Origin of the sequence: Planococcus beijingensis (genome assembly GCF_016820615.1) — a bacterium.
GTDB lineage: Bacteria > Bacillota > Bacilli > Bacillales_A > Planococcaceae > Planococcus > Planococcus notacanthi.
Genome location: NZ_JADHDZ010000001.1, coordinates 993,601 through 1,012,588, shown reverse-complemented (window position 1 = coordinate 1,012,588; position 18,988 = coordinate 993,601). Strand labels below are relative to the sequence as shown.

General features: G+C 44.2%; 19 protein-coding genes and 1 riboswitch. Of the genes, 2 read left to right on the top strand and 17 right to left on the bottom strand.

From position 1 onward, the window contains the following. Positions 1 to 12: 12 nt before the first annotated feature. The 3 genes from IRE19_RS04755 to IRE19_RS04745 all read right to left on the bottom strand — a co-directional run bounded on the left by IRE19_RS04755 (position 13) and on the right by IRE19_RS04745 (position 3,366). Positions 13 to 837 (bottom strand): LysM peptidoglycan-binding domain-containing protein, encoded by an 825-nt coding sequence (locus tag IRE19_RS04755; RefSeq protein WP_203339478.1) that lies wholly within the window; start codon positions 835 to 837, stop codon positions 13 to 15. 79 nt (positions 838 to 916) lie between these two features. Continuing rightward, on the bottom strand, positions 917 to 2,344 hold the full coding sequence (locus IRE19_RS04750; protein ID WP_203339477.1) for a RecQ family ATP-dependent DNA helicase: 1,428 nt from the start codon (positions 2,342 to 2,344) through the stop codon (positions 917 to 919). Further along, positions 2,341 to 3,366 carry a YpbB family protein gene (locus tag IRE19_RS04745; RefSeq protein ID WP_191714216.1) on the bottom strand — a complete coding sequence of 342 codons (1,026 nt, stop codon included), beginning with the start codon at positions 3,364 to 3,366 and terminating at the stop codon, positions 2,341 to 2,343. The genes IRE19_RS04750 and IRE19_RS04745 overlap by 4 nt, the downstream gene beginning before the upstream one ends. A 106-nt stretch (positions 3,367 to 3,472) precedes the next feature. Between IRE19_RS04745 and IRE19_RS04740 the strand changes: the two genes are divergently transcribed. Then, positions 3,473 to 3,724: a ferredoxin gene (locus IRE19_RS04740; protein WP_142826477.1), complete on the top strand. Its 252-nt coding sequence runs from the start codon at positions 3,473 to 3,475 to the stop codon at positions 3,722 to 3,724. A gap of 206 nt (positions 3,725 to 3,930) precedes the next feature. On the opposite strand, the gene IRE19_RS04735 is transcribed toward IRE19_RS04740, so the two are convergent. The 11 genes from IRE19_RS04735 to IRE19_RS04685 form a co-directional block, all read right to left on the bottom strand. Further along, positions 3,931 to 4,512, bottom strand: coding sequence for an ECF transporter S component (locus IRE19_RS04735; protein ID WP_191714215.1), 582 nt, complete (start codon positions 4,510 to 4,512; stop codon positions 3,931 to 3,933). Positions 4,513 to 4,657: 145 nt separating this feature from the next. Beyond that, positions 4,658 to 4,790, bottom strand: a riboswitch (FMN riboswitch). Between the two features lie 76 nt (positions 4,791 to 4,866). Then, positions 4,867 to 6,051 (bottom strand): GerMN domain-containing protein, encoded by a 1,185-nt coding sequence (locus tag IRE19_RS04730; RefSeq protein WP_203339476.1) that lies wholly within the window; start codon positions 6,049 to 6,051, stop codon positions 4,867 to 4,869. Then, complete coding sequence (gene sigX, locus IRE19_RS04725; protein ID WP_191714213.1) at positions 6,041 to 6,574, bottom strand: RNA polymerase sigma factor SigX; 534 nt, start codon at positions 6,572 to 6,574, stop codon at positions 6,041 to 6,043. Before sigX ends, IRE19_RS04730 begins: the two co-directional genes overlap by 11 nt. 46 nt (positions 6,575 to 6,620) lie before the next feature. After that, on the bottom strand, positions 6,621 to 8,402 hold the full coding sequence (locus tag IRE19_RS04720; protein ID WP_203339475.1) for an ATP-binding protein: 1,782 nt from the start codon (positions 8,400 to 8,402) through the stop codon (positions 6,621 to 6,623). Then, the gene (locus IRE19_RS04715) at positions 8,395 to 9,111 is read right to left on the bottom strand and encodes a response regulator transcription factor (RefSeq protein WP_191714211.1); all 717 of its coding nucleotides are present in this window, start codon (positions 9,109 to 9,111) and stop codon (positions 8,395 to 8,397) included. Before IRE19_RS04715 ends, IRE19_RS04720 begins: the two co-directional genes overlap by 8 nt. 160 nt (positions 9,112 to 9,271) lie before the next feature. Beyond that, positions 9,272 to 10,456, bottom strand: a complete 1,185-nt coding sequence (gene ccsB / locus IRE19_RS04710) for a c-type cytochrome biogenesis protein CcsB (protein WP_203339474.1) — start codon at positions 10,454 to 10,456, stop codon at positions 9,272 to 9,274. After that, positions 10,453 to 12,111, bottom strand: a complete 1,659-nt coding sequence (locus tag IRE19_RS04705) for a cytochrome c biogenesis ResB family protein (RefSeq protein ID WP_203339473.1) — start codon at positions 12,109 to 12,111, stop codon at positions 10,453 to 10,455. The genes ccsB and IRE19_RS04705 overlap by 4 nt, the downstream gene beginning before the upstream one ends. A gap of 13 nt (positions 12,112 to 12,124) precedes the next feature. Continuing rightward, a complete protein-coding gene (gene resA, locus IRE19_RS04700; RefSeq protein WP_191714208.1) occupies positions 12,125 to 12,685 on the bottom strand; it encodes a thiol-disulfide oxidoreductase ResA in 561 nt (186 codons plus the stop codon). Between the two features lie 91 nt (positions 12,686 to 12,776). Further along, on the bottom strand, positions 12,777 to 13,508 hold the full coding sequence (locus tag IRE19_RS04695; protein WP_191714207.1) for a pseudouridine synthase: 732 nt from the start codon (positions 13,506 to 13,508) through the stop codon (positions 12,777 to 12,779). Positions 13,509 to 13,770: 262 nt separating this feature from the next. Next, entirely contained in the window at positions 13,771 to 14,361 is a 591-nt protein-coding gene (gene scpB, locus IRE19_RS04690; protein WP_191714206.1) for an SMC-Scp complex subunit ScpB, read from the bottom strand. Then, the gene (locus tag IRE19_RS04685; protein WP_191714205.1) at positions 14,339 to 15,112 is read right to left on the bottom strand and encodes a segregation/condensation protein A; all 774 of its coding nucleotides are present in this window, start codon (positions 15,110 to 15,112) and stop codon (positions 14,339 to 14,341) included. Before IRE19_RS04685 ends, scpB begins: the two co-directional genes overlap by 23 nt. 83 nt (positions 15,113 to 15,195) lie before the next feature. Here IRE19_RS04685 and IRE19_RS04680 point away from each other — a divergent pair, with 83 nt between their 5' ends. After that, positions 15,196 to 15,696, top strand: coding sequence for a DUF309 domain-containing protein (locus IRE19_RS04680; RefSeq protein ID WP_203339472.1), 501 nt, complete (start codon positions 15,196 to 15,198; stop codon positions 15,694 to 15,696). 1 nt (position 15,697) lies between these two features. On the opposite strand, the gene IRE19_RS04675 is transcribed toward IRE19_RS04680, so the two are convergent. From IRE19_RS04675 to IRE19_RS04665, 3 genes are all read right to left on the bottom strand, one after another. Further along, positions 15,698 to 16,057: a GNAT family N-acetyltransferase gene (locus tag IRE19_RS04675; RefSeq protein WP_191714203.1), complete on the bottom strand. Its 360-nt coding sequence runs from the start codon at positions 16,055 to 16,057 to the stop codon at positions 15,698 to 15,700. Between the two features lie 180 nt (positions 16,058 to 16,237). Further along, positions 16,238 to 17,560: a diaminopimelate decarboxylase gene (gene lysA / locus IRE19_RS04670; RefSeq protein WP_191714202.1), complete on the bottom strand. Its 1,323-nt coding sequence runs from the start codon at positions 17,558 to 17,560 to the stop codon at positions 16,238 to 16,240. 68 nt (positions 17,561 to 17,628) lie between these two features. Then, positions 17,629 to 18,933, bottom strand: a complete 1,305-nt coding sequence (locus tag IRE19_RS04665) for a pyrimidine-nucleoside phosphorylase (RefSeq protein ID WP_191714201.1) — start codon at positions 18,931 to 18,933, stop codon at positions 17,629 to 17,631. Positions 18,934 to 18,988 lie beyond the last annotated feature (55 nt).

The following is an 18,988-nucleotide window of genomic DNA, read 5'->3' as shown; positions in this document are numbered from 1 at the left end:
AGCCGAATTTGCTTATGGCAGAATCAATGTCTGGCCAGGGCTGATGCTGTTTGAACTCAAGCCATTAGCCTGTTTGATCTTTTCGACTGCCGCAGCGGCTCCTGCTGCACCGTAATTATTGACGGCGATGCGGTAAAGCGTTTCACTGGACTGGACCACGTAGGTTTTGCCGTTTGCGCTTGGCACTTCTTCTTTTTTATCCGCTTCAGCTTTTGCTTCCGCTTCTTTTTTCGTCTGGGCTTCAGCAGCGGCTTTCGCTTCTGCCTCTTTTTTCGCTTGAGCTTCAGCAACGGCTTTCGCTTCTGCATCCGCCTTCGCTTTGGCCTCTGCTTCAGCTTTTTCCTTCGCCTGTGCATCGGCTATTGCTTTAGCTTCAGCATTCGCCTTTGCTTCAGCTTCAGCTTTCTCAGCGGCATCGGCTTCTGCAGCAGCTTTTTTCTCAGCTTGTTTTTTTTCTGCAGCAGCTTTCTCTTTTTCTTCAGCTGCTTTTTTCGCTTTTTCTTTTTCTTTTTCTTTTTCTTTTTCTTCTTCCTCGGCCGCCACTACAGCAGAATTGGATGGTTGGGAATTCATCTCAAAACTCACTTCATTTTCTGCAGGTTTAGCTGTCAATGAATCATCGGGTTCATATAAGAAAGCTACATAAATCAGTAAAGTAACGGGTATTAAGATAAAAATAAAGAATAACGCAGGCATCAATAGGCTTTTGTTCTTTTTAGGGTTTGGCCTAGGCTTTTGTGCCTGCCGCTGAGCTGCTCTCGACAAAGCAGAATTTTTGTCTATCGATATTTCCTGCCGGTTTTTTTCAACCGACTCATAATAACTGTTATTTCCCATTCATGACGACCCCTATCTGTACTAATATATCTATTATGACGAAAAAAGACTCATTTGTAAATGACAGTTAACGAGAATCTTATATAGGTAATATTACACGCAATCGATCTTGCCAATCAAGCGGTTGCTGCTTTTCTGCCGAAGGCAAAAATTCCGCAAACACTTCATAATCGATTCCATCGTTGATACAGCAATTCGAAGGCTTATCGGCAAGCTGTTGATCAAAACAGCTGATGATATAGCTCCGCAAACAACTTTCCAATGACAGCAATTCACGGATTTTTGCCGCCTGCTCCCATTTCCCTCTTCTCAGAAGCTCCATTTGCTTGTTTACGCCTTCCAATGGCAATTTGGTGATCCAATAAGAAGCAACCCGAAAAGCCGTCTCCCGGACGATTCCTTGGTCGATTAAATGAGTTGCAGCCGTGCCGTTTCGATAAACAGCTTCGATTTCATGCTGTGTCGGCAAGTCGTCCATCACCAAACTTTCCAGCAAGGCTTCATCTCCTTGCGCATAAAGCAGGGTAGCCAATGCCGGCTGTCCGTCCCGTCCGGCCCTTCCCACTTCTTGAACATAACCTTCTATCGAAGTCGGCAATTGAAAGTGGATGACGTGCCGGATATTCGGTATATGGACACCCATGCCAAAAGCATTTGTTGAGCAGATCCACTGCAGCTCTCCGTTTTGAAATTGCTGTTGGACAAAGACACGATCCTGATGTTCCATACCGCCATGGTAAAATGCCGAAGAAACTCCCTGTTCTGCCAAAAGAGAAGAAAGTTCTTGGGACTTTTTTCTAGTTCCTGCGTAAATGATTCCCGGACCGCTGAACTTACGAATAAACCCCTTCAGAAATTCAAGCTTGTCACGTTGGTCATCGAATTTCTTGATATCATAGACAATATTTTCCCTGTCCATTGGATGCCTATAGATATAGGGTTCTTTCAAGGATAAGTATTCCCTTATTTCCTCCGTTACTTTATCTGTAGCAGTCGCCGTCAATGCCAGTACTTGCGGAAAGTTTAAAGCGGGCAGGATTTCTGAAATCCGCAAATAATCCGGCCGGAAATCAAATCCCCATTGAGAAATGCAATGGGCTTCATCAGCAACCAGTAAAGAAATTCGTATTTGCTGAAGCTTTTGTTTCACATATGGCTGAACCAGCATTTCCGGTGAAACAAAAATGAATTTATAGGAGCCGAGATTGCTCCATACCTTTTCTTTGTCCTCAGGCTTCAGAAAAGAATTGATGGCAACTACTGATTTTTCCCCCATCTTCTTCAACTGCGCCACTTGATCTTGCATTAAAGACAATAATGGGGAAATAATCAATACACTGTTAGGCAGAATCTTTGCTGGAAGCTGGTAACAGATGGATTTCCCCATTCCTGTCGGCAGCAGTGCAATGACATCTTTTCCAGCCAATACCTGCTCGATGATCTCCCGTTGACCTGGACGGAATGAAGAAAAACCGTAGGCAGAATACAATAATTTCTCTAGATTCATCCTTGTTCCTCCCTAATGGCTAAAGCCAAACGGATTTGAAAATAACTGGCTTGAGGCAAATGCTCTTTGATATCACGCAATCTTTTCGTTTTTCGTTGCCGGCTTTCAGCAATGATGGCTTCATACAACTGCGGATCTACAAACGGCGTAAAATTGAAATAGGGATCGTTCATCGCCAATTCCACGAAGTGATCTTCTATTGTGCTGGTTTTCAATTGCCGCAGGGAAGCTATTTGTTCCAATGAAAATCCTCTTTCAAATAATTTTTCTGTGCGTTTAGCGGTTTCTGTCAAAGAAGACTGCTGAATGATTCCTTCCATTAATCCAATGAGCAGGGATGGTTTTGCGTGTTCAATGGCAGCCATCCATCCATGCAGTGCTTCCACGAACATCAATTGGGCATCCAGAATCGCCAACTCCTTGGAATCGGCGATCTGCTGCCATGTTAACCCACTCAATTCATGTCCTGATAAACGCTCCATCAGGATCATTTTATGTATTTCTGATATTTCCGTATTGGTTAAGGTAGCCAATAGTTGCTCTTTAAACGTTTGTACGACTGTTAAATCCCGAAATCCGATTCGCTTCAAATACATTTTGACCCATGCCTGTACTTCTTCCTTATTGACAATGGGATCAAATATTTTAATGCCTTGGCTGGTATTAGACAAAGTTTGAACAATTAGTGACAACCGTTGAAAGAAAATAATCTCATTTCCACGGTATTTCCAGCCATTTAACGGGGATGGAGCGACCTCAGCATCCAGCGCTTTCGGAGTCAGTTCAATAACCTGTTCATTTTCCAGTAAGTACCCCTCCATAAACAAGCGCTGAACCGCTTGGTCATAGGCTTTCTTATCCAGTTTAGGTAACACGCCGAAATAGGGATATAGGTTGAAATAACCGATATCCTGGATGGTCTGGCCGGACTTCTTTCCTTTAATCAAATGGAATGGGGAAGTGAGCGTCCGCTGCCTGTCGACGGCTTTCATAATGGCCATAATCAGTTCGGTGAATAACAAGCTTGCGCCCCCTAGCGGTTTTGGGTTGAAAAACTACTCAAACACCTTTAGAATAAAAACGATAGTATAACTGAACTTGTTCGGAGATAAAGGAGAGGAAAACAATATGGCTAAGTATACCATTGTCGACAAGGATACTTGTATCGCTTGTGGTGCTTGTGGTGCAGCGGCACCTGATATTTATGATTATGACGACGAAGGAATCGCATTTGTTATTTTAGATAATAACATGGGGACAGAACAAGTTCCAGACGAACTCGAGGAAGACATGGAAGATGCATTTGAAGGATGTCCAACAGACTCCATTAAAGTTGCAGATTCATCATTCGAAGGCGACCCTTTAAAATACGAAGACTGATTTAAATTGAAAAGGCGTTCGGGAGTAAATACTCCCGAACGCCTTCTTTTTATTGCGTTATGTCAGCTTCACTTTTCTTTTATGGCCACATTCCAGCGGCCCAGGTCCTAGGGTCATAAGTCAACCCAGCTGTATGGCAAAGAACACCTTTCCCGGTAAAGCTTTCAGCGCTTGTCGGAGCTTAACGGCTGCTTGCGCTTTTCTATCTATGATAAATAATAGGAACGCTGCTTTTCGATCCACGTGTGCATACTGCTGAACATCAACAGAACGACCGCAGTCAAAAGTACGCCTTTGATTAAATTGAATGGTAGGATCCCTAAAACGATGGTGCCAAATAGGGCATTGCCTGTTTCTGCTGGCATATTAAGGAAGTAAGTGTACATTGGCAGAAAGACCAAGTAATTCAATACACTCATCCCGATCGCCATCGATAATGTACCGATCGCCAATCCGAATGCCATGCCTTTCTTTGTCGCTACTTTGTGGTAGATGGCATAAACCGGCAAGATGAATAGCAGGCTTGTCACAAAATTGGCCATATGGCCGACGGGAACGCCTGTCGGGCTTCCAGCAAATAGCCAATCCAATACATTTTTGAAAAATGCCACTAATATTCCGGCAACTGGCCCCATCGTAACGGCTGCGATCAAAGCAGGAACGTCACTGAAATCAACTTTCAAAAATGCAGGTAAAGCTGGCAGCGGAAAGTTGAAAAGCATTAAAATAAATGAAATACTACTCAACATCCCAATTACGATCATCGTTTGCAACTTCTTGTTCTTCATATTCCTCTCTCCTTGTCGTGATTCACCAGAAGAAAGGCTTGGACACTGCATTTACATATAAAAACCCTTAAGCAACAAACACTTAAGGGAGAAAAGGCACACTTAATAAGCGTTCCGTCTACATGTAAACGACAAACGTCCGCACCTTCACCTTCTCCCATCCAGACTATACTGTCGGCTTTGGAGTCTCACCAAATCCTGCGTTTTACGGCTCGCGGGCTTATGAACAGAGTTCAATTACCGCCGGTAGGGAATTGCACCCTGCCCCGAAGATGAATCGATATTTTGTTATGGCCTAATCTTAGTATAAAAAAGAAGCGTTGTAAACATATTTGTTTTACAACGCTCCTTTTATTAAGGTATCGGCCAGTCCATCAAGTTCGGCGCTAACGGAACCGGCAAAGGTCGGCTAAAGTCGAAGCTGTTCCACTTTTCCGGCTGAACGCCCGTTATAGCCAGTTCTTTATCAAAAGCCGCAGCGGTCAAGGCCAGACTTTCAATCATCCGAACCGCTTCCCGCTGATCTAGCGAGTCCAAATCAACTGTCTCTTTAAATTCAACTTGCATTATGCCTTCCGCTTCCGTAATTTCAAAGTCCGTATCAACTGGTATGGTTGCCTGATAAAAATCATTTGGATTTTTCGCCAACGCCTCAATTGCGTCATTTGCTGTATCAAACGGCATATCGTATCCAGGAACGAGGTAAACTTCACCGTTAGCAGCAGAATAAGAATAATAAGCGAGGTTTTCCACTTTAGGTTTCATTGGTTCTACTGGACCGATTTCACCGAATTCTGCTGGCGATCCATCTTCATTGGCAATTTCAATTTCATTTGCATCCGGGAATGTCGCTGCCAAGGTATTGAAGTAGACACCGATGCTTGCAGAAGCCAAGTCGTATGCATGGTCAGGCGGCAATAGGTGCCGAATACCCATGGATGTTTCTTCAAAGCTTCCAGCGTACGGATGGTATTCGTCAAAGCCGAGAAGTGTCTCATCGATGTCATCTGCAAATTCCTGATAAAGCTCAAGTGAAGACGGAGCGGCATTTCCAAAAACCGCATTTATCTGTTCTTCAGGAACCAAAAACGATACCGGCACGACAAATGCATTTTCAGTGAGGCCGATCGTCATCAGTGTTTGGTCACCGATCAGTTCTTCATAGGCAGCAGTCCGTGACGGCTCGTCCACCTGCGCTGTGGTAAACCCTCCTGCTCCTTCCGCTTCAGGAACCTCGCCTGTTTCCTCTGCTGCACCATCTTGGGTAGCAGAAGGTTCTTGAGGTTCTTCGACCGGATTTTTGGGGTTTTGGGCAGAATCAATACCATTGTGATTGATGATTGCAGCAACCAAAATGCCGATAGTAATAAACGCCAATGCAGCTGCCAGCAAAGGCAACCATTTTTTCGGCCGTTTTGGACTTTTCTCTTTCTGAACCAACCGATTGTAAACTTCTTCTTTTGGCCGATGGTCTTTTATTGCGGGGAAATCCTTCAACAAATCTTCGATGGAATCATCGGTCCATTTGTTATTCGGCATTTTCATCTCCCCCTTCCTTGGCTATTAATTTTTCACGCAAGGCTTTGATTGCACGATGTTGAGTGGTTTTTACTTTGCCTTCCGTCCAGCCTAAAATATCGGCCGTTTCGGCTATCGACAAATCCTGAAAAAAACGCATGATGATCACCATTTTCTGATCGCCTGTGCAGGTATCCAATGTTTTATAGAGTAAAATCTTATCTTCGTTCAACATGGAGACTTCTTCAGGAATCCTTTCGGTCGACACCAATTGCTGGGTTTCCCAATCAAAAAACTCCATGGAATGTTTTTTTCGCACAGCTGTTTTCCGAAAATGATCGATTGCTACATTTTTTGCAATCGAAAAAAGCCATGTTTTCTCAGAACTCTTCCCTTCAAACCGGTCATATGCACGAAATACACGAATATAAACTTCATGCATCAAGTCTTCTGATAAGTGCCTGTTTTTCACAAGATAAATCAGGAACTGAAAAACATCCTGATGGTATTCTTCATATAACCGATGAAAAACGGAGTCATTCACTCTACTCCCCCCGTTCTTAGGATTAGTCGTCCAGCCTAAAAGAAAGTTACATTTTCTTCAAAGGCAGCAAAAAGACAAATGAAGTTCCTTGCCCCATTCTGCTTTCTGCATAGATTTTCCCTTCATGCGCCTGGATGATATTGCTGGCGATTGCAAGACCCAGACCTGTACCGCCCTTGCCGAGCGTACGGGCTTTATCCGCTTTATAGAATCGCTCAAAAACGAATTCCAGATCTTTTTCTGAAATTCCTACACCATTATCGTTGATCGAGATTTTGGCGTACTCTTCTTGATTTTCGACACGGACCACCACTTGCCCTCCTTTAGGCGTATGGCGAATTGCATTATCGATCAAATTGGTCATGACCTGTTCAATCCGGTCTTCATCCATATCACAAGCCGCCCAATCATCAATCTCGGTTTCAAACAACAACTGAATGTCATTTTCTTTAGCGATTTGGGAGAATTTAAGCGTCATTCTTTCAATGGCAGTATTCAGCTGAACGATTTCTTTGTAAAGGCGCATATGGCCCGATTCCATCCGTGCCAAATTCAATAAATCGGTAACCAGACGGCCCATCCGCTGTGATTCTTCATAGATGATCTTCGTCATTTCACGACGTTCTTCTTCCGTTGCACCAACATCATCGAGAATCGCTTCGCTATAGCCTTGGAGCATGGCAATCGGTGTCCGCAATTCATGCGATACATTAGCGATAAAGTCTTCTCTAAGCTTCTCCAAGCGATGCTGTTCCGTCATATTGTGCAGGACAGCAACCGCTCCCCGAATAGACGCGCCGCTGTATAAAGGACTGAAATTGATGGCATAATAAGCCCCTTCGATTTCAAGCTCTTCCTCGATTTCTTCTTCAAAATCCAACACATGGTCAAGCATATGGAGCATTTCGGAAGGCAATGGTTGCGCTTCAGAAGACCCGTTCTTAAAAATCCATTGCTGCAGTAATTTTTCTGCTGGCGGATTGCTTAAAAGAATAGTTCGATCCTGATTAAAAGTGATGACGATGTCGGCCATGGATGTCAAAATACTGGATAATTGCTCCTTCTCCTGATTGATCACTTCGACATGATGCTTCAACTGGCGGCCCATCTGATTAAAAGCAGTAGCCAATTGGCCGATTTCATCACTTGAAGAGGCTGTGACCTTAGTATCGAAGTTCCCTTTCGCCAATTCGAATGCGCCTTCCCGGATTTTACGGAGCGGCGACGTAATCCGCGACGACAAAAAGAACGCAAAAAAGGTCGTTAATACTAGAGCGATAAATGCGGACAGAAAGACGATATTTGTAGTCCGCTCTGCTGTTCGGTCCATCACTTCAAGGGATTGATAGATAAATACTACGCCATGCTGCTCTTCACTGGTCTTTAGAGGGTTTGCCAGAACAATATAGGACTCAAGGCGATTTTCTTCTGTCAATGAAGGCAACAGCATTTCCTTCATGACCGTTTCACTGGTTTCAAAAACTTTTTGGAAGGACGGTTCATTTAATATTTTTTCTCTCGTGTCATCGCCATTCAACCCATCATGAATGTAATAGCTGCTTTCATAAGGCTCCTCAGCGATAACCGCATTGGTCTCCGGACCTAATACATCTTTAATGACCTCGAGTGAAGTTTCCACTTCGTCATGTTCGTTAAAAATGTTGGCAATCATGTTCGCTTCACTGTTCAGTGCTTCTTCCACTGTTTCACTGTGATAGTTCCCAAGAAACTCCAAAAGCAGGACTGTCACAATAAAAAGGACAAAGGAAACGAGAAGCAGGATCGTAATCCAAAGCTTCCCGACGACACTATTCCATATTCTATTCATTGCCAACCTCGAATTTATAACCGACGCCCCATACAGTGACAATCATTTTCGCTGCAGATTCAGACACACGATTCAATTTTTCGCGCAAGCGCTTAACATGCGTATCGACAGTCCGCAAATCACCGAAAAAGTCGTAATGCCAAACTTCTTTCAGCAAATGTTCCCGGTCGAATACTTTATCCGGCGCCTTCGCCAAAAAGTATAAGAGTTCGTATTCTTTTGGCGTCAAATTTACTTCCACACCATCAGCTGTTACGCGATGTGCATCGTGATCGATGGTCAGATGTGGAAAGACGACCAAATCTTTTGAAACGGTGGAATTGGAAACCGGAGAATAGGCCGATGATCTGCGCAAGATTGCTTTAACACGCAACACGACTTCTCTCGGGCTGAACGGCTTGACGATATAATCATCCGCTCCAGATTCAAAGCCTTCTACACGGTTAGCTTCTTCCCCTTTAGCGGTAAGCATAATTATCGGGGTCATTTTCGTTTCGCGAAGTTCAGTTGCCACTTCGACGCCATCTTTTTCAGGCATCATCAGATCGAGAAGGATGCAATGATAATCTTTTTCCATTGCCATATCCAATGCCTGTAAGCCATTTTCGGCTTCTTCCACTAAATATCCTTCACGCTCCAGATACATTTTCAGCAAGCGCCGAATCCGTTCTTCATCGTCTACTACCAATACCGTTATCTCTTCAGACATGCTAACCCCTCCAACTTTCTTCTGTTAATTTCTATTGTAACGATAACCCTGTCAAAAATAAAGAAAAGCGCTAACCCACGCCATATCTCAACGTCTAAGCCCGAACAATCAATAAAAGGCCTTTTCCGTTTCCGGAAAAGGCCCATTTGTTCATCCAGCTTTATGCGTAGGAATGCAATCCCGCGATTATTAAGTTTACTGCGACCAGATTGAACATGATGATGGCAAAACCGATCACAGCCAACCAGGCGGATTTCTCGCCCTGCCAGCCTTTGCCCAATCGTAAATGCAAGTAAGCGGCATAGAACAACCAAGTGATCAATGCCCATACTTCTTTCGGGTCCCAGCCCCAGAAGCGTGACCAAGCGATTTGCGCCCAAATCATAGCAAAGATCAAAGCACCCAAAGTAAAGATCGGGAAGCCGATAATAATGGCGCGGTAATTGATTTCATCCATCAATTGCAGATTGACGTTCTTGACGAACGGTTTCAATATGCCGGCAATGCGCTTTCTGAAAATCAAGCGGATCAGCCAATAAATAACGGTACCGAACAGCACTGACCAGAACACTGTCGTCAATTTTCCGGCATGAACCATTGCCGGTGTTTCAACTAATGGCGTCATGGCGTCATCTGTCAACGCCACGTATTCGTTCATACCAAAGACAGGAGGCATAGCATAGGTAATAGCCGCTTCATTGTCTTCCTTATCCACATAGTTGAATTCAGCTTCATAACCGGTCAACGAGAAGAACGAACTGGCTACTACAAAGCCAACTACCAATACCAATGAATACATGATGGCTTCAAGCCAAAAACGCTGTTTTGATTTCTTTGTAAGATCCACAACTTTCAATAGATAAATCAGACCCGCAGCCGCACTGATGGCCAGGATTCCTTCTGCAATCACTACTGTACTGACGTGGATCGCCAACCAGTTTGTTTGAAGAGCCGGAATAAGCGGGCTGACTTCACTTGGAAACATACTTGCAAATGCGATAATCAATAAAGCGACAGGCAATACAATCATTCCAAGAACCGGTGTTTTGTATAGGAAATACAAAATAATGAATCCACCGACCAAGGTCATACCGAATGCTGTAGTAAATTCGAACATATTGCTGAGAGGAGCATGTCCAGTCGCGCCCCAACGTGTGAAGAAGTAACCAAGATTGGCTGCAAAACCGATCAAAGTGATGGTAATTGCGGCAATGCCCCATCGTTTTTCAGACTTGAACGTACCTTGTTTATTTCCTTTTACTGCTCCGCCAAAGACGAATGTCGCAATAAGGTAAGCAATAAAGGCAACGTATAATAGATTTGAACTCATTTCAGCTAACGTCATGACAATGCTTCACCTTCCTTTTCCGCTTTCTCTTTTTTGTCGATTTCATCTTGCTGGTCTGTGTAAGCAGGCAATGATGCATAGTCAACAACTTGATCAAGGTCTTTCTTCAAGCCAAACCAGTTTTTATTGGTATGGCCAGCCAGTAAGATCGTACCATCAGCCTTCTGTTGAATCCAGAAACGGCGATGGTTGAAGTACATGCCTTGCGCTACACCGATCATGAAGATTAAACCGCCAAGTCCAAGAATCGGCAAAGTGCTGTCTTTCCGTACGGTTAGCCCCGAAACATCACGTGTTTCTACGCTTTGGAAAGTTAATTTGTAATCATTTTCCCCTAAAGGCTCAACCGTATTTTGAATGGTGATAAAACTGGTCTCTCCTTCAGGCGTTTCAGGAGTAGTCAGTTTTACAAGAAAGCCCGGATTATTTGGCAGCGGTGTTGCCGTTTGGGGTTCTCCGCCTTCAAATCCTGAAAAGTCCGGATAATACCCAAGCAATTCAACTTTTGCACCACTTTCAAGTTCATACGTTTTTTCCGGGTCGATCAAATCGATGGTCAATTCGCCCAAGGATTCTTCCGTTTCTTTGTTGGTGAAAGCAAATTTCATCGCTTTCAGCTCGTCCAATCGGTAATCCATCTGGTAGACGGCATAGCCATCAAACTTCAATGGCTGATTGACGCGGATCGGATATTCTTTAACGACTTCCTGGCTGTCAGCGGCCCCAGGCAGTGCATCTTCTGCTTTCTGATACAGCACGACGTCTGTCTGGTAGTTTTTCGCTACAGTACCAACACGATCAAGAGCTTCGCCGAACACTTCTTCTCCGCCTTCACCCGTGTAGTTCTCAAGCTCAAAGTTTTTGCTTTCCAGATAATAGCCTGGCACTTCAGGAATCGCTCTTGTTTCGCCTTCACGCAGCCATAGGCTTTCATCAATATAGAAACCAGGAACCATACGCAACATCACGCCGAAAAGGAAGATGATCAAGCCGATATGATTCACATACGGGCCCCATCTGGAAAAGCGGCCTTTTTCAGCCAGCAATCCATTCTTGTCTGTGCGGACATTGTATTTCAATTCCTTTAATTTAGCTTCCGCTTTTAACAGCGTATCTTCCGCTCCCGGACCTTCAGCGTAAATCCGCTGCTTGTCCATAAAGCTCGGATGGCGTAGAACACGTTGGTTTTTCAATGATTTATAAAGAGGCACAAAACGGTCTAGACTGGCAATGACGAGCGAGATAGCAAGCATCCCGACCAACGCGATAAACCAGTAAGAACTGTATAAGTCATGAAATCCGAGGAAATGGTAGACACGCCCTACACTGCCATATGTGTCGGCATAGTAATCCTTGATTGTCGCTTCTGTGCTAGCTGGCACAAAGGCCTGTTGAGGAAGAATCGTACCGATTGCTGCAGCTACAAGCAAGATAACGATAATGCTGACGCCTACTTTTACGCTTGAAAAGAAATTCCAAATTTTGTCGATGATGGATTTATTGTAAGTTTGTGACCTTCTGGCCGTTCCTTCGTAACGCATATCGACAAGTTTGCTGTTTTGCTCTTTTTCAGTCAAAGACCGCCCGCACGACTCACAAAGCTTCGTACCAGGCGGATTCGTATGACCACATTGACATTGTAAATTTTCCATCCAAAAAATCTCCTTATTCAGGTTTGATTTCTTCCATAAACCCTGCAATATCCTGTTCCGTCATTTCACCCGTAATGATGCGCTCGATGTTCCCTTCCGGATTCACAAGCACGGTAGTTGGTAATGGCCTGATGTTGTAGGCCGTCATCACACTTTTCGTTTTGTCAATCACTACTGGAAAAGACAAACCATATTGATCAGCGAAAGATTGGACTTCAAAATCTGATTGAGCAATGTTTACTGCAAGCACTTGAACGCCGTCATTAGAGAAAGCTTCGTATTGCCGGTCCATAGCTGGCATCTCTTTTGCACACGGCTTGCACCATGTACCCCAGAAATTCAAAAAGACTCCTTGGCCTTCATAATCCGATAATTTATGGTCATTGCCTTCAAGATCCACTAAGGCAAAGTCGGGTGCTTTATCTCCGACTTCCAGCAGCGTGACATCTTTAGCTGTAGCGCTATTGTAGATGGTGTAACCGATAGCGGCTACTAAAACCGCCAGGATGACCGTTCTCATCACAGCTCTTTTTTGTTTCTTGTTCTTCTTCTTCTGTTTTACTTGTTCGCCCATACATGATCCTCCTTCGAGGGATATTATGCAAACTCAATTATAGCAAAGTTTAAACTGTCAAAAATCACGACTTTTGAAGGGTTTGTGAACGTTAGATGCGCTTGCCTGTTTCAGCCATAACACGCAGCAACTTCACCTCATGGGCAGACAGCTCGCGTGATTCGCCTGCATTCAGTCCGTGCAATGTCAGGAATGCAAATTGTTCCCGGCTCAATTTCTGGACAGGATAGCCGATCGCTTCAAACATTCTTCTGACCTGACGGTTTCTTCCTTCGTGTATGGTGATCTGGACAATGGCTTTGCCCGTCTTTTTATCGCCTGACAGAAACTTCACTTTAGCAGGGGCCGTCATGCCGTCTTCCAGCTTGATGCCGCGCTCCAATTTCTTCAGGTCTTCTCTTTCGGGAATCCCTTTTAAACGGGCTACATAGGTTTTCTCGATTTCAAACTTCGGATGAGTCAGCATGTTGGCAAATTCCCCATCATTGGTCATTATCAGCAAGCCAGATGTATCATAATCCAATCGTCCGACCGGATAAATCCGTTTTTCAATATCGCCAAAGAAATCGGTAACGACTTTGCGGTTTTTGTCATCAGAAACCGCAGAAATAACGCCCCGTGGTTTATACAATAAATAATAGACTTTCTGCTCTTTTTCAAGCTGAACGCCTTCCACTTCAATCTTATCTGAACTGGAAACTTTCACCCCTAATTCTTTCACCGTTTTTCCGTTGACCCTCACTTTGCCGTCCAAAATCAATTGTTCCGACTTACGTCGTGATGCCACGCCTGCATGTGCAAGTACTTTCTGTAATCTTTCCATAAATAAGTTCACCTCATTAGTATTTTTTTCGAAAAGCGTACGCACCTTCCCATTCAAAAGAATGAAGGAGGCTGAAGCCAGACAAGCCGAAAAGTGCAAGAACCCACTTTCGGCCTTGCCTAGCCAAGTACTGCAAATTTTTTACAATAACTCGATATGCCGTTCGTTCCTCTCGGAATTATGTCACATTTCCCCGAAAAGCGAAAGTGCTTAGCTCAAAAGAAAAGAAGACTGTCAATTGCTCAGTCTTCCGGAAACACGTTTATACTTTCACTTCTTCTTTAAAGGTTTCTTGAAAATTGGTCATGAACAAATCGGCATCCTCGTCAAGGTCATTTGCCGCTTCTTCAGGCAATGGCGGAAGCTCATCCAAATTCTTCAAGCCAAAATAATTCAAAAATTCTTTGGTCGTTCCATATAAAATGGCTCTTCCTGTCCCTTCAACACGGCCCGCTTCCTGAACCAAGCCTTTTGCAGCTAATGTATGCAGCGCTTTTTCACTTTTTACTCCGCGCAAATCCTCAACTTCCACACGCGTGATCGGCTGTTTGTATGCAATAATCGCCAATACTTCCAGAGATGCCTGCGAAAGTGCTTGAACAGTAGGGTTTTCCACCAGTTTCTGAATCGTCTCAGCCACTTCTTGTTTGGTCACAAGCTGAAAAACGCCTGCCAATTCTTTTAAACAAATGCCACTGGTTGTGTTTAGATAACGTGTCTCCAGCTCTTTCAAAGCTTCCAGCACTTCTTCTTTATCTGCTTCCGTTAAAAATTGAAGCTGCTTGAGCGTCAATCCATCATCTCCGGCAACGAAAAGCAAAGCTTCTATTTTACTCGTAAGATTCGTCTTCATATTCCCACGTTTCCTTTCTGAGTTCCACCATCAGATCGGTGAAATTCATTTCCTGCTCTACCGCAACCACTTGGCGTTTCATCAATTCCAAAATCGAAAGGAAAGACACAACCAGTACGGATTTATCATCTGAAGGGAACAAACTGCTGAAAGTCGTGCGTCCTTTCGATATCTTTAATTGGTCAACGATGGCAGTCATCTGATGCTTGATGGAAATTTCCTGTCTGGCAACACGCGCCGATAATGGCGCTTTTAACTGTTTGCGCCGAAGCATTTTCTGAAACGCGCCTAGCATATCGTATGCGTTCACTTCAAGATCAACTTGATCGTGAGGAATGGCTGCTTGTATTTCCGATAGATCCATCGGTGCTTTCGTGTATATAAAGGAGCGCTGGCTTTCCAAGTCCTTTAGATTTTCAGAAGCTTCCTTGAATTTCCGATATTCGACCAGCCGTGATACCAACTCTTCCCGGGGGTCCTGTTCATCGAATTCAAATTCAATTTCATCCAGTTCTCCTTCATGGACCGGCAGCAGCGTTTTGCTTTTGATTGCCAATAAAGTAGCGGCCATCACAAGGTATTCACTTGCCTCGTTCAATTCCAGGACTTGCATCGCCCGTATGTGTTCCATATACTGTGAAGTAATCTGTGAAACAGGAATATCGTAAATATCAATTTCCAAACGGTGGATTAAATGCAATAATAAATCTAGAGGGCCTTCAAAAGCCTCCACTTTTACTTCGTACGACATGACTTTACCACCTGACTGTTAAAATACTCATCCATCCCAATTAATGGGCAGTTAACCTTTATTATAGTAGAAAGGGGATCAAAATGCATCCACTTCAACATCCGCTGTTTATTCAATACATCATCAATTTCAATGAAGAGAAAGACTTTTTCGAATGCCACGAAGTTGGCGAAGAATACTGGAAAGCCGTGGCCCCTAAAGACAAAATGCACCCGCTTACCGGCTGGATCCAACTGGCGGTCGGCATGTATCATTGGAGAAGAAGCAATTACCCGGGTGCTTTGCGCTCGTTCATCCGCGCCAAAGTAAAATTGGCTGCAGGAGGCGTTTGGGTCGAGGGTTTCGACCACGAAAAGCTGATCAGCATTTTAACCGATTCGATTGAAGCTGTCACTGACCGCCGCCCATTTTTTGTGCAGGAAATCCCGATTGTTTCAGAAGAGCTGAAAAAAGCAGTGGATGCCTATCATTCAGAACATCCGCTTGCACAGCAGGATCCCTACTTTCTGATGCACAAACACAGACTTCGTGACCGCACGTCCATCATAAGTTTGCGGGAACAAAAAAAAAGACGGAACCTTTAACTTAAAGGCCGCCTTTTTTTACTGGGCATTTTTTTAGAAATGCTTCGGTTTCTTCTGTTGCAAGCATTCTACGATTCTGCATGATATCTTGGATCTTGTCCACCATTTCATGGCCGATTCCATATCCGCGATGCGATGGATTTACCGATAAATGGTGAATCGTATAAGTTTCTTCGCCGACTTCCACTCCTAATAACCCGACAAAATCATCCCCTTTTTTCCAAAGGAATAATTGCCAATCGGGATTCTCTTCATAGATGTGCATGGTTTGCTGAAGTTTTTTCAACTCTCGCTCTTTCGGCATAAACGACAACAGGCCCATAGCGATTTTCTCGAATGATTTCTTATATCTGTACAGCATAGTCAAATCCCTCATTTTCGTCTATAAGCGGCTTTTACCATACTACTATAGATCTTCCGATAACTCAAGAGAGCATCGCTTAGCCGGTTATGACATTTTCTGCAAAAAAGATCCAATAAACAATTCCCCAAGCCACTGCCATTGCCAAGATGAAAAGCAATAAAACTACGTTTCCTTTTCTCATTTCTTCAATGCCTGCTGCGAATACGAGAGATCTTGTTTAATCAGGTCCTCATTCGTTTCGCGTTTTACTACCAGCTGATGATTGCCGTTTTCTGCGAAAACAACTGCCGGTCTTGCAATACGGTTGTAATTGCTGGCCATCGAATAGCCATAAGCTCCCGTACAGAAAACACTTAAAATATCACCAGGTTCGGCTGCCGGCAATTTAGCCTCTTCAATCAGCTTATCCCCCGACTCGCAGCATTTCCCTGCAATGGTATAGGTTTCGTCCAATACAGCATTTGCTTTATTGGCCAATAGAGAACTGTATTTCGCTCCATACAGTGCCGGACGGATATTGTCCGACATGCCGCCGTCTACTGCCGCATACTTGCGGGTGCCCGGTACTTCCTTCATCGAGCCGATGGTGTACAGTGTCGTCCCCGCATCACCGATCAAAGAACGGCCCGGCTCAATCCAAATTTCCGGAATTGGATAACCCGATGCTTCGGAAGTCTGTTTGACGGTTTCAATCATTTGTTTTACATAGACAGCCGGTTCCAACGGCTGGTCTTCTTCTGTATAACGAATGCCGAATCCTCCGCCAAGGTTTAAGACCGGACACGTATAGCCCGTCTCTTCTTTCCACGCAGCCATTTTCTGGAGCAGTTTTTCTGAAGCCAGCTGGAATGCCGCTGTATCGAAAATTTGCGATCCGATATGGCAGTGAAGGCCCATCAGTTTTAGATAGCCATGATCATAGGTTTGCTGGAATGCTTTGTCAGCCTGTCCATTTTTCAAGTCAAAACCGAATTTCGAATCTTCTTGTCCTGTCGTGATGTAATCGTGTGTATGGGCTTCAATTCCCGGTGTTACACGCAATAGAATATTCATTGGTCGTTTCAATTGTTCTGAAAGTTTCTTCAATAAATCGATTTCGTGAAAATTATCCACAACGATGCAGCCAATCCCTGCCTCGAAAGCCATTTGGAGTTCTTCCAGACTTTTGTTGTTGCCATGGAAGTGAATTTTTTCAACCGGGTATCCGGCTTTGATGGCGGTGTACAATTCACCTGCAGAAACCACGTCCAACGATAGGCTCTCTTCTGCAGCCACTTGATAAATGGCGATCGTTGAAAATGCCTTACTGGCATATGCAACCTGATAGCCGATTCCTGCCTCTTCGAAAGTTTGCTGGAATGCTCTTGCCCGGTCCCGGAACAATTGGATGTCGTAGACGTAAAGTGGTGTGCCGTAGGTGTTCGCCAATTCAACTGAATCGGTTCCGCCAATCGTCAAATGGCCCTGCTCATTAATCGTTTGTGTGCCGTATAAATGCAATAAAAGCCCCTCCTGATTATGTCTATATGCGAAAAATCTTGCTGAGCAACTACCCAGCAAGATTTTTGTCAATCGGTGATCAAAGCTGAGATCAGCTTGATTTTATCAACCGGTTCACTTGTATATTCGATACTATTATATATCATTTTAGAACATTCTGCGACTTCTTTTGCATTGGAATAAATAGTTGCAATCGATTCTCCGGCCTTAACGAAGTCTCCCACTTTCTTGTGGAGGACGATGCCGACAGCCAAATCGATTTCTGATTCTTTTGTTGCTCTGCCTGCACCCAGCACCATAGCTGCTGTACCGATTTCATCCGCTTCCATGAAGGAAATGTAACCTTCTTCTTTAGAATGAACTTCTGTAACGAATTCAGCTTGTGGCAATAATGTGACATCATCCACTACTGCTGGATTTCCGCCTTGGTCTTTTATAAACTGCTTGAAAACTTCCAACGCTTGTCCATTTTCAATCACTTGTTCCAACATGGTGCGGGCTTCCTCCAAAGTTTCCGCTTTTCCGCCGACTACAACCATCTGACTGCCGAGGACCATGCATAATTCCGTCAAATCTTCCGGACCTTTTCCTTGCAGGGTTTCAATTGCTTCTTTGACTTCCAAAGCGTTGCCGATTGCAAAGCCAAGCGGTTGGCTCATATCAGAAATGATGGCCATTGTTTTTCTGCCGGTCGCGTTGCCGATTCCGACCATGGCATGAGCCAATTCCTTAGCATCTTCAGGCGTCTTCATAAACGCTCCTTCACCTGTTTTCACGTCCAAGACAATGGCGTCGGCTCCTGCAGCGATTTTTTTGCTCATGATGGAGCTCGCAATCAACGGGATGCTGTTGACAGTTCCAGTTACATCACGCAATGCATACATTTTTTTATCGGCAGGAGTCAAGTTGCCGCTTTGTCCGATAACCGCCAATTTATGGTCGTTCACTTGTTTGATGAAATCCTCTGTTGACAATTCAACGTGGAATCCATCAATCGCCTCTAATTTATCGATTGTACCGCCGGTATGGCCAAGGCCGCGTCCGCTCATTTTTGCAACAGGAACGCCGCAAGCTGCCACTAATGGACCCAGAACAAGAGTCGTTGTATCGCCGACACCGCCCGTGGAATGCTTGTCGACTTTGATTCCGTCAATTGCAGAAAGATCGATCTGGTCGCCTGATTCAGCCATCGCCAATGTCAGGTCAGCCCGTTCGCGCTCAGTCATGTTTTGGAAATAAACAGCCATCAGAAAAGCACTCATTTGATAATCTGCGATGTCGCCACTTGTATAGCCCGTGATAACGAACTTAATTTCTTCAGTCGACAGCTCGTGGCCGTCTCTTTTCTTTTCAATCAAATCTACCATTCTCATGAATTTTACCACCTTCTTGGTTTTGTTTTAAATCAGGTGAATCAACGTTTATTGG

Excerpts from the sequence above, each read along its gene's own strand:
- IRE19_RS04755 (WP_203339478.1), bottom strand. The coding sequence starts at position 837 with ATGGGAAATAACAGTTATTATGAGTCGGTTGAAAAAAACCGGCAGGAA.
- IRE19_RS04750 (WP_203339477.1), bottom strand. The coding sequence starts at position 2,344 with ATGAATCTAGAGAAATTATTGTATTCTGCCTACGGTTTTTCTTCATTC.
- IRE19_RS04740 (WP_142826477.1), top strand. The coding sequence starts at position 3,473 with ATGGCTAAGTATACCATTGTCGACAAGGATACTTGTATCGCTTGTGGT.
- IRE19_RS04735 (WP_191714215.1), bottom strand. The coding sequence starts at position 4,512 with ATGAAGAACAAGAAGTTGCAAACGATGATCGTAATTGGGATGTTGAGT.
- IRE19_RS04730 (WP_203339476.1), bottom strand. The coding sequence starts at position 6,051 with ATGCCGAATAACAAATGGACCGATGATTCCATCGAAGATTTGTTGAAG.
- IRE19_RS04720 (WP_203339475.1), bottom strand. The coding sequence starts at position 8,402 with ATGAATAGAATATGGAATAGTGTCGTCGGGAAGCTTTGGATTACGATC.
- IRE19_RS04715 (WP_191714211.1), bottom strand. The coding sequence starts at position 9,111 with ATGTCTGAAGAGATAACGGTATTGGTAGTAGACGATGAAGAACGGATT.
- ccsB (WP_203339474.1), bottom strand. The coding sequence starts at position 10,456 with ATGACGTTAGCTGAAATGAGTTCAAATCTATTATACGTTGCCTTTATT.
- IRE19_RS04705 (WP_203339473.1), bottom strand. The coding sequence starts at position 12,111 with ATGGAAAATTTACAATGTCAATGTGGTCATACGAATCCGCCTGGTACG.
- resA (WP_191714208.1), bottom strand. The coding sequence starts at position 12,685 with ATGGGCGAACAAGTAAAACAGAAGAAGAAGAACAAGAAACAAAAAAGA.
- IRE19_RS04695 (WP_191714207.1), bottom strand. The coding sequence starts at position 13,508 with ATGGAAAGATTACAGAAAGTACTTGCACATGCAGGCGTGGCATCACGA.
- scpB (WP_191714206.1), bottom strand. The coding sequence starts at position 14,361 with ATGAAGACGAATCTTACGAGTAAAATAGAAGCTTTGCTTTTCGTTGCC.
- IRE19_RS04685 (WP_191714205.1), bottom strand. The coding sequence starts at position 15,112 with ATGTCGTACGAAGTAAAAGTGGAGGCTTTTGAAGGCCCTCTAGATTTA.
- IRE19_RS04680 (WP_203339472.1), top strand. The coding sequence starts at position 15,196 with ATGCATCCACTTCAACATCCGCTGTTTATTCAATACATCATCAATTTC.
- IRE19_RS04675 (WP_191714203.1), bottom strand. The coding sequence starts at position 16,057 with ATGCTGTACAGATATAAGAAATCATTCGAGAAAATCGCTATGGGCCTG.
- IRE19_RS04665 (WP_191714201.1), bottom strand. The coding sequence starts at position 18,933 with ATGAGAATGGTAGATTTGATTGAAAAGAAAAGAGACGGCCACGAGCTG.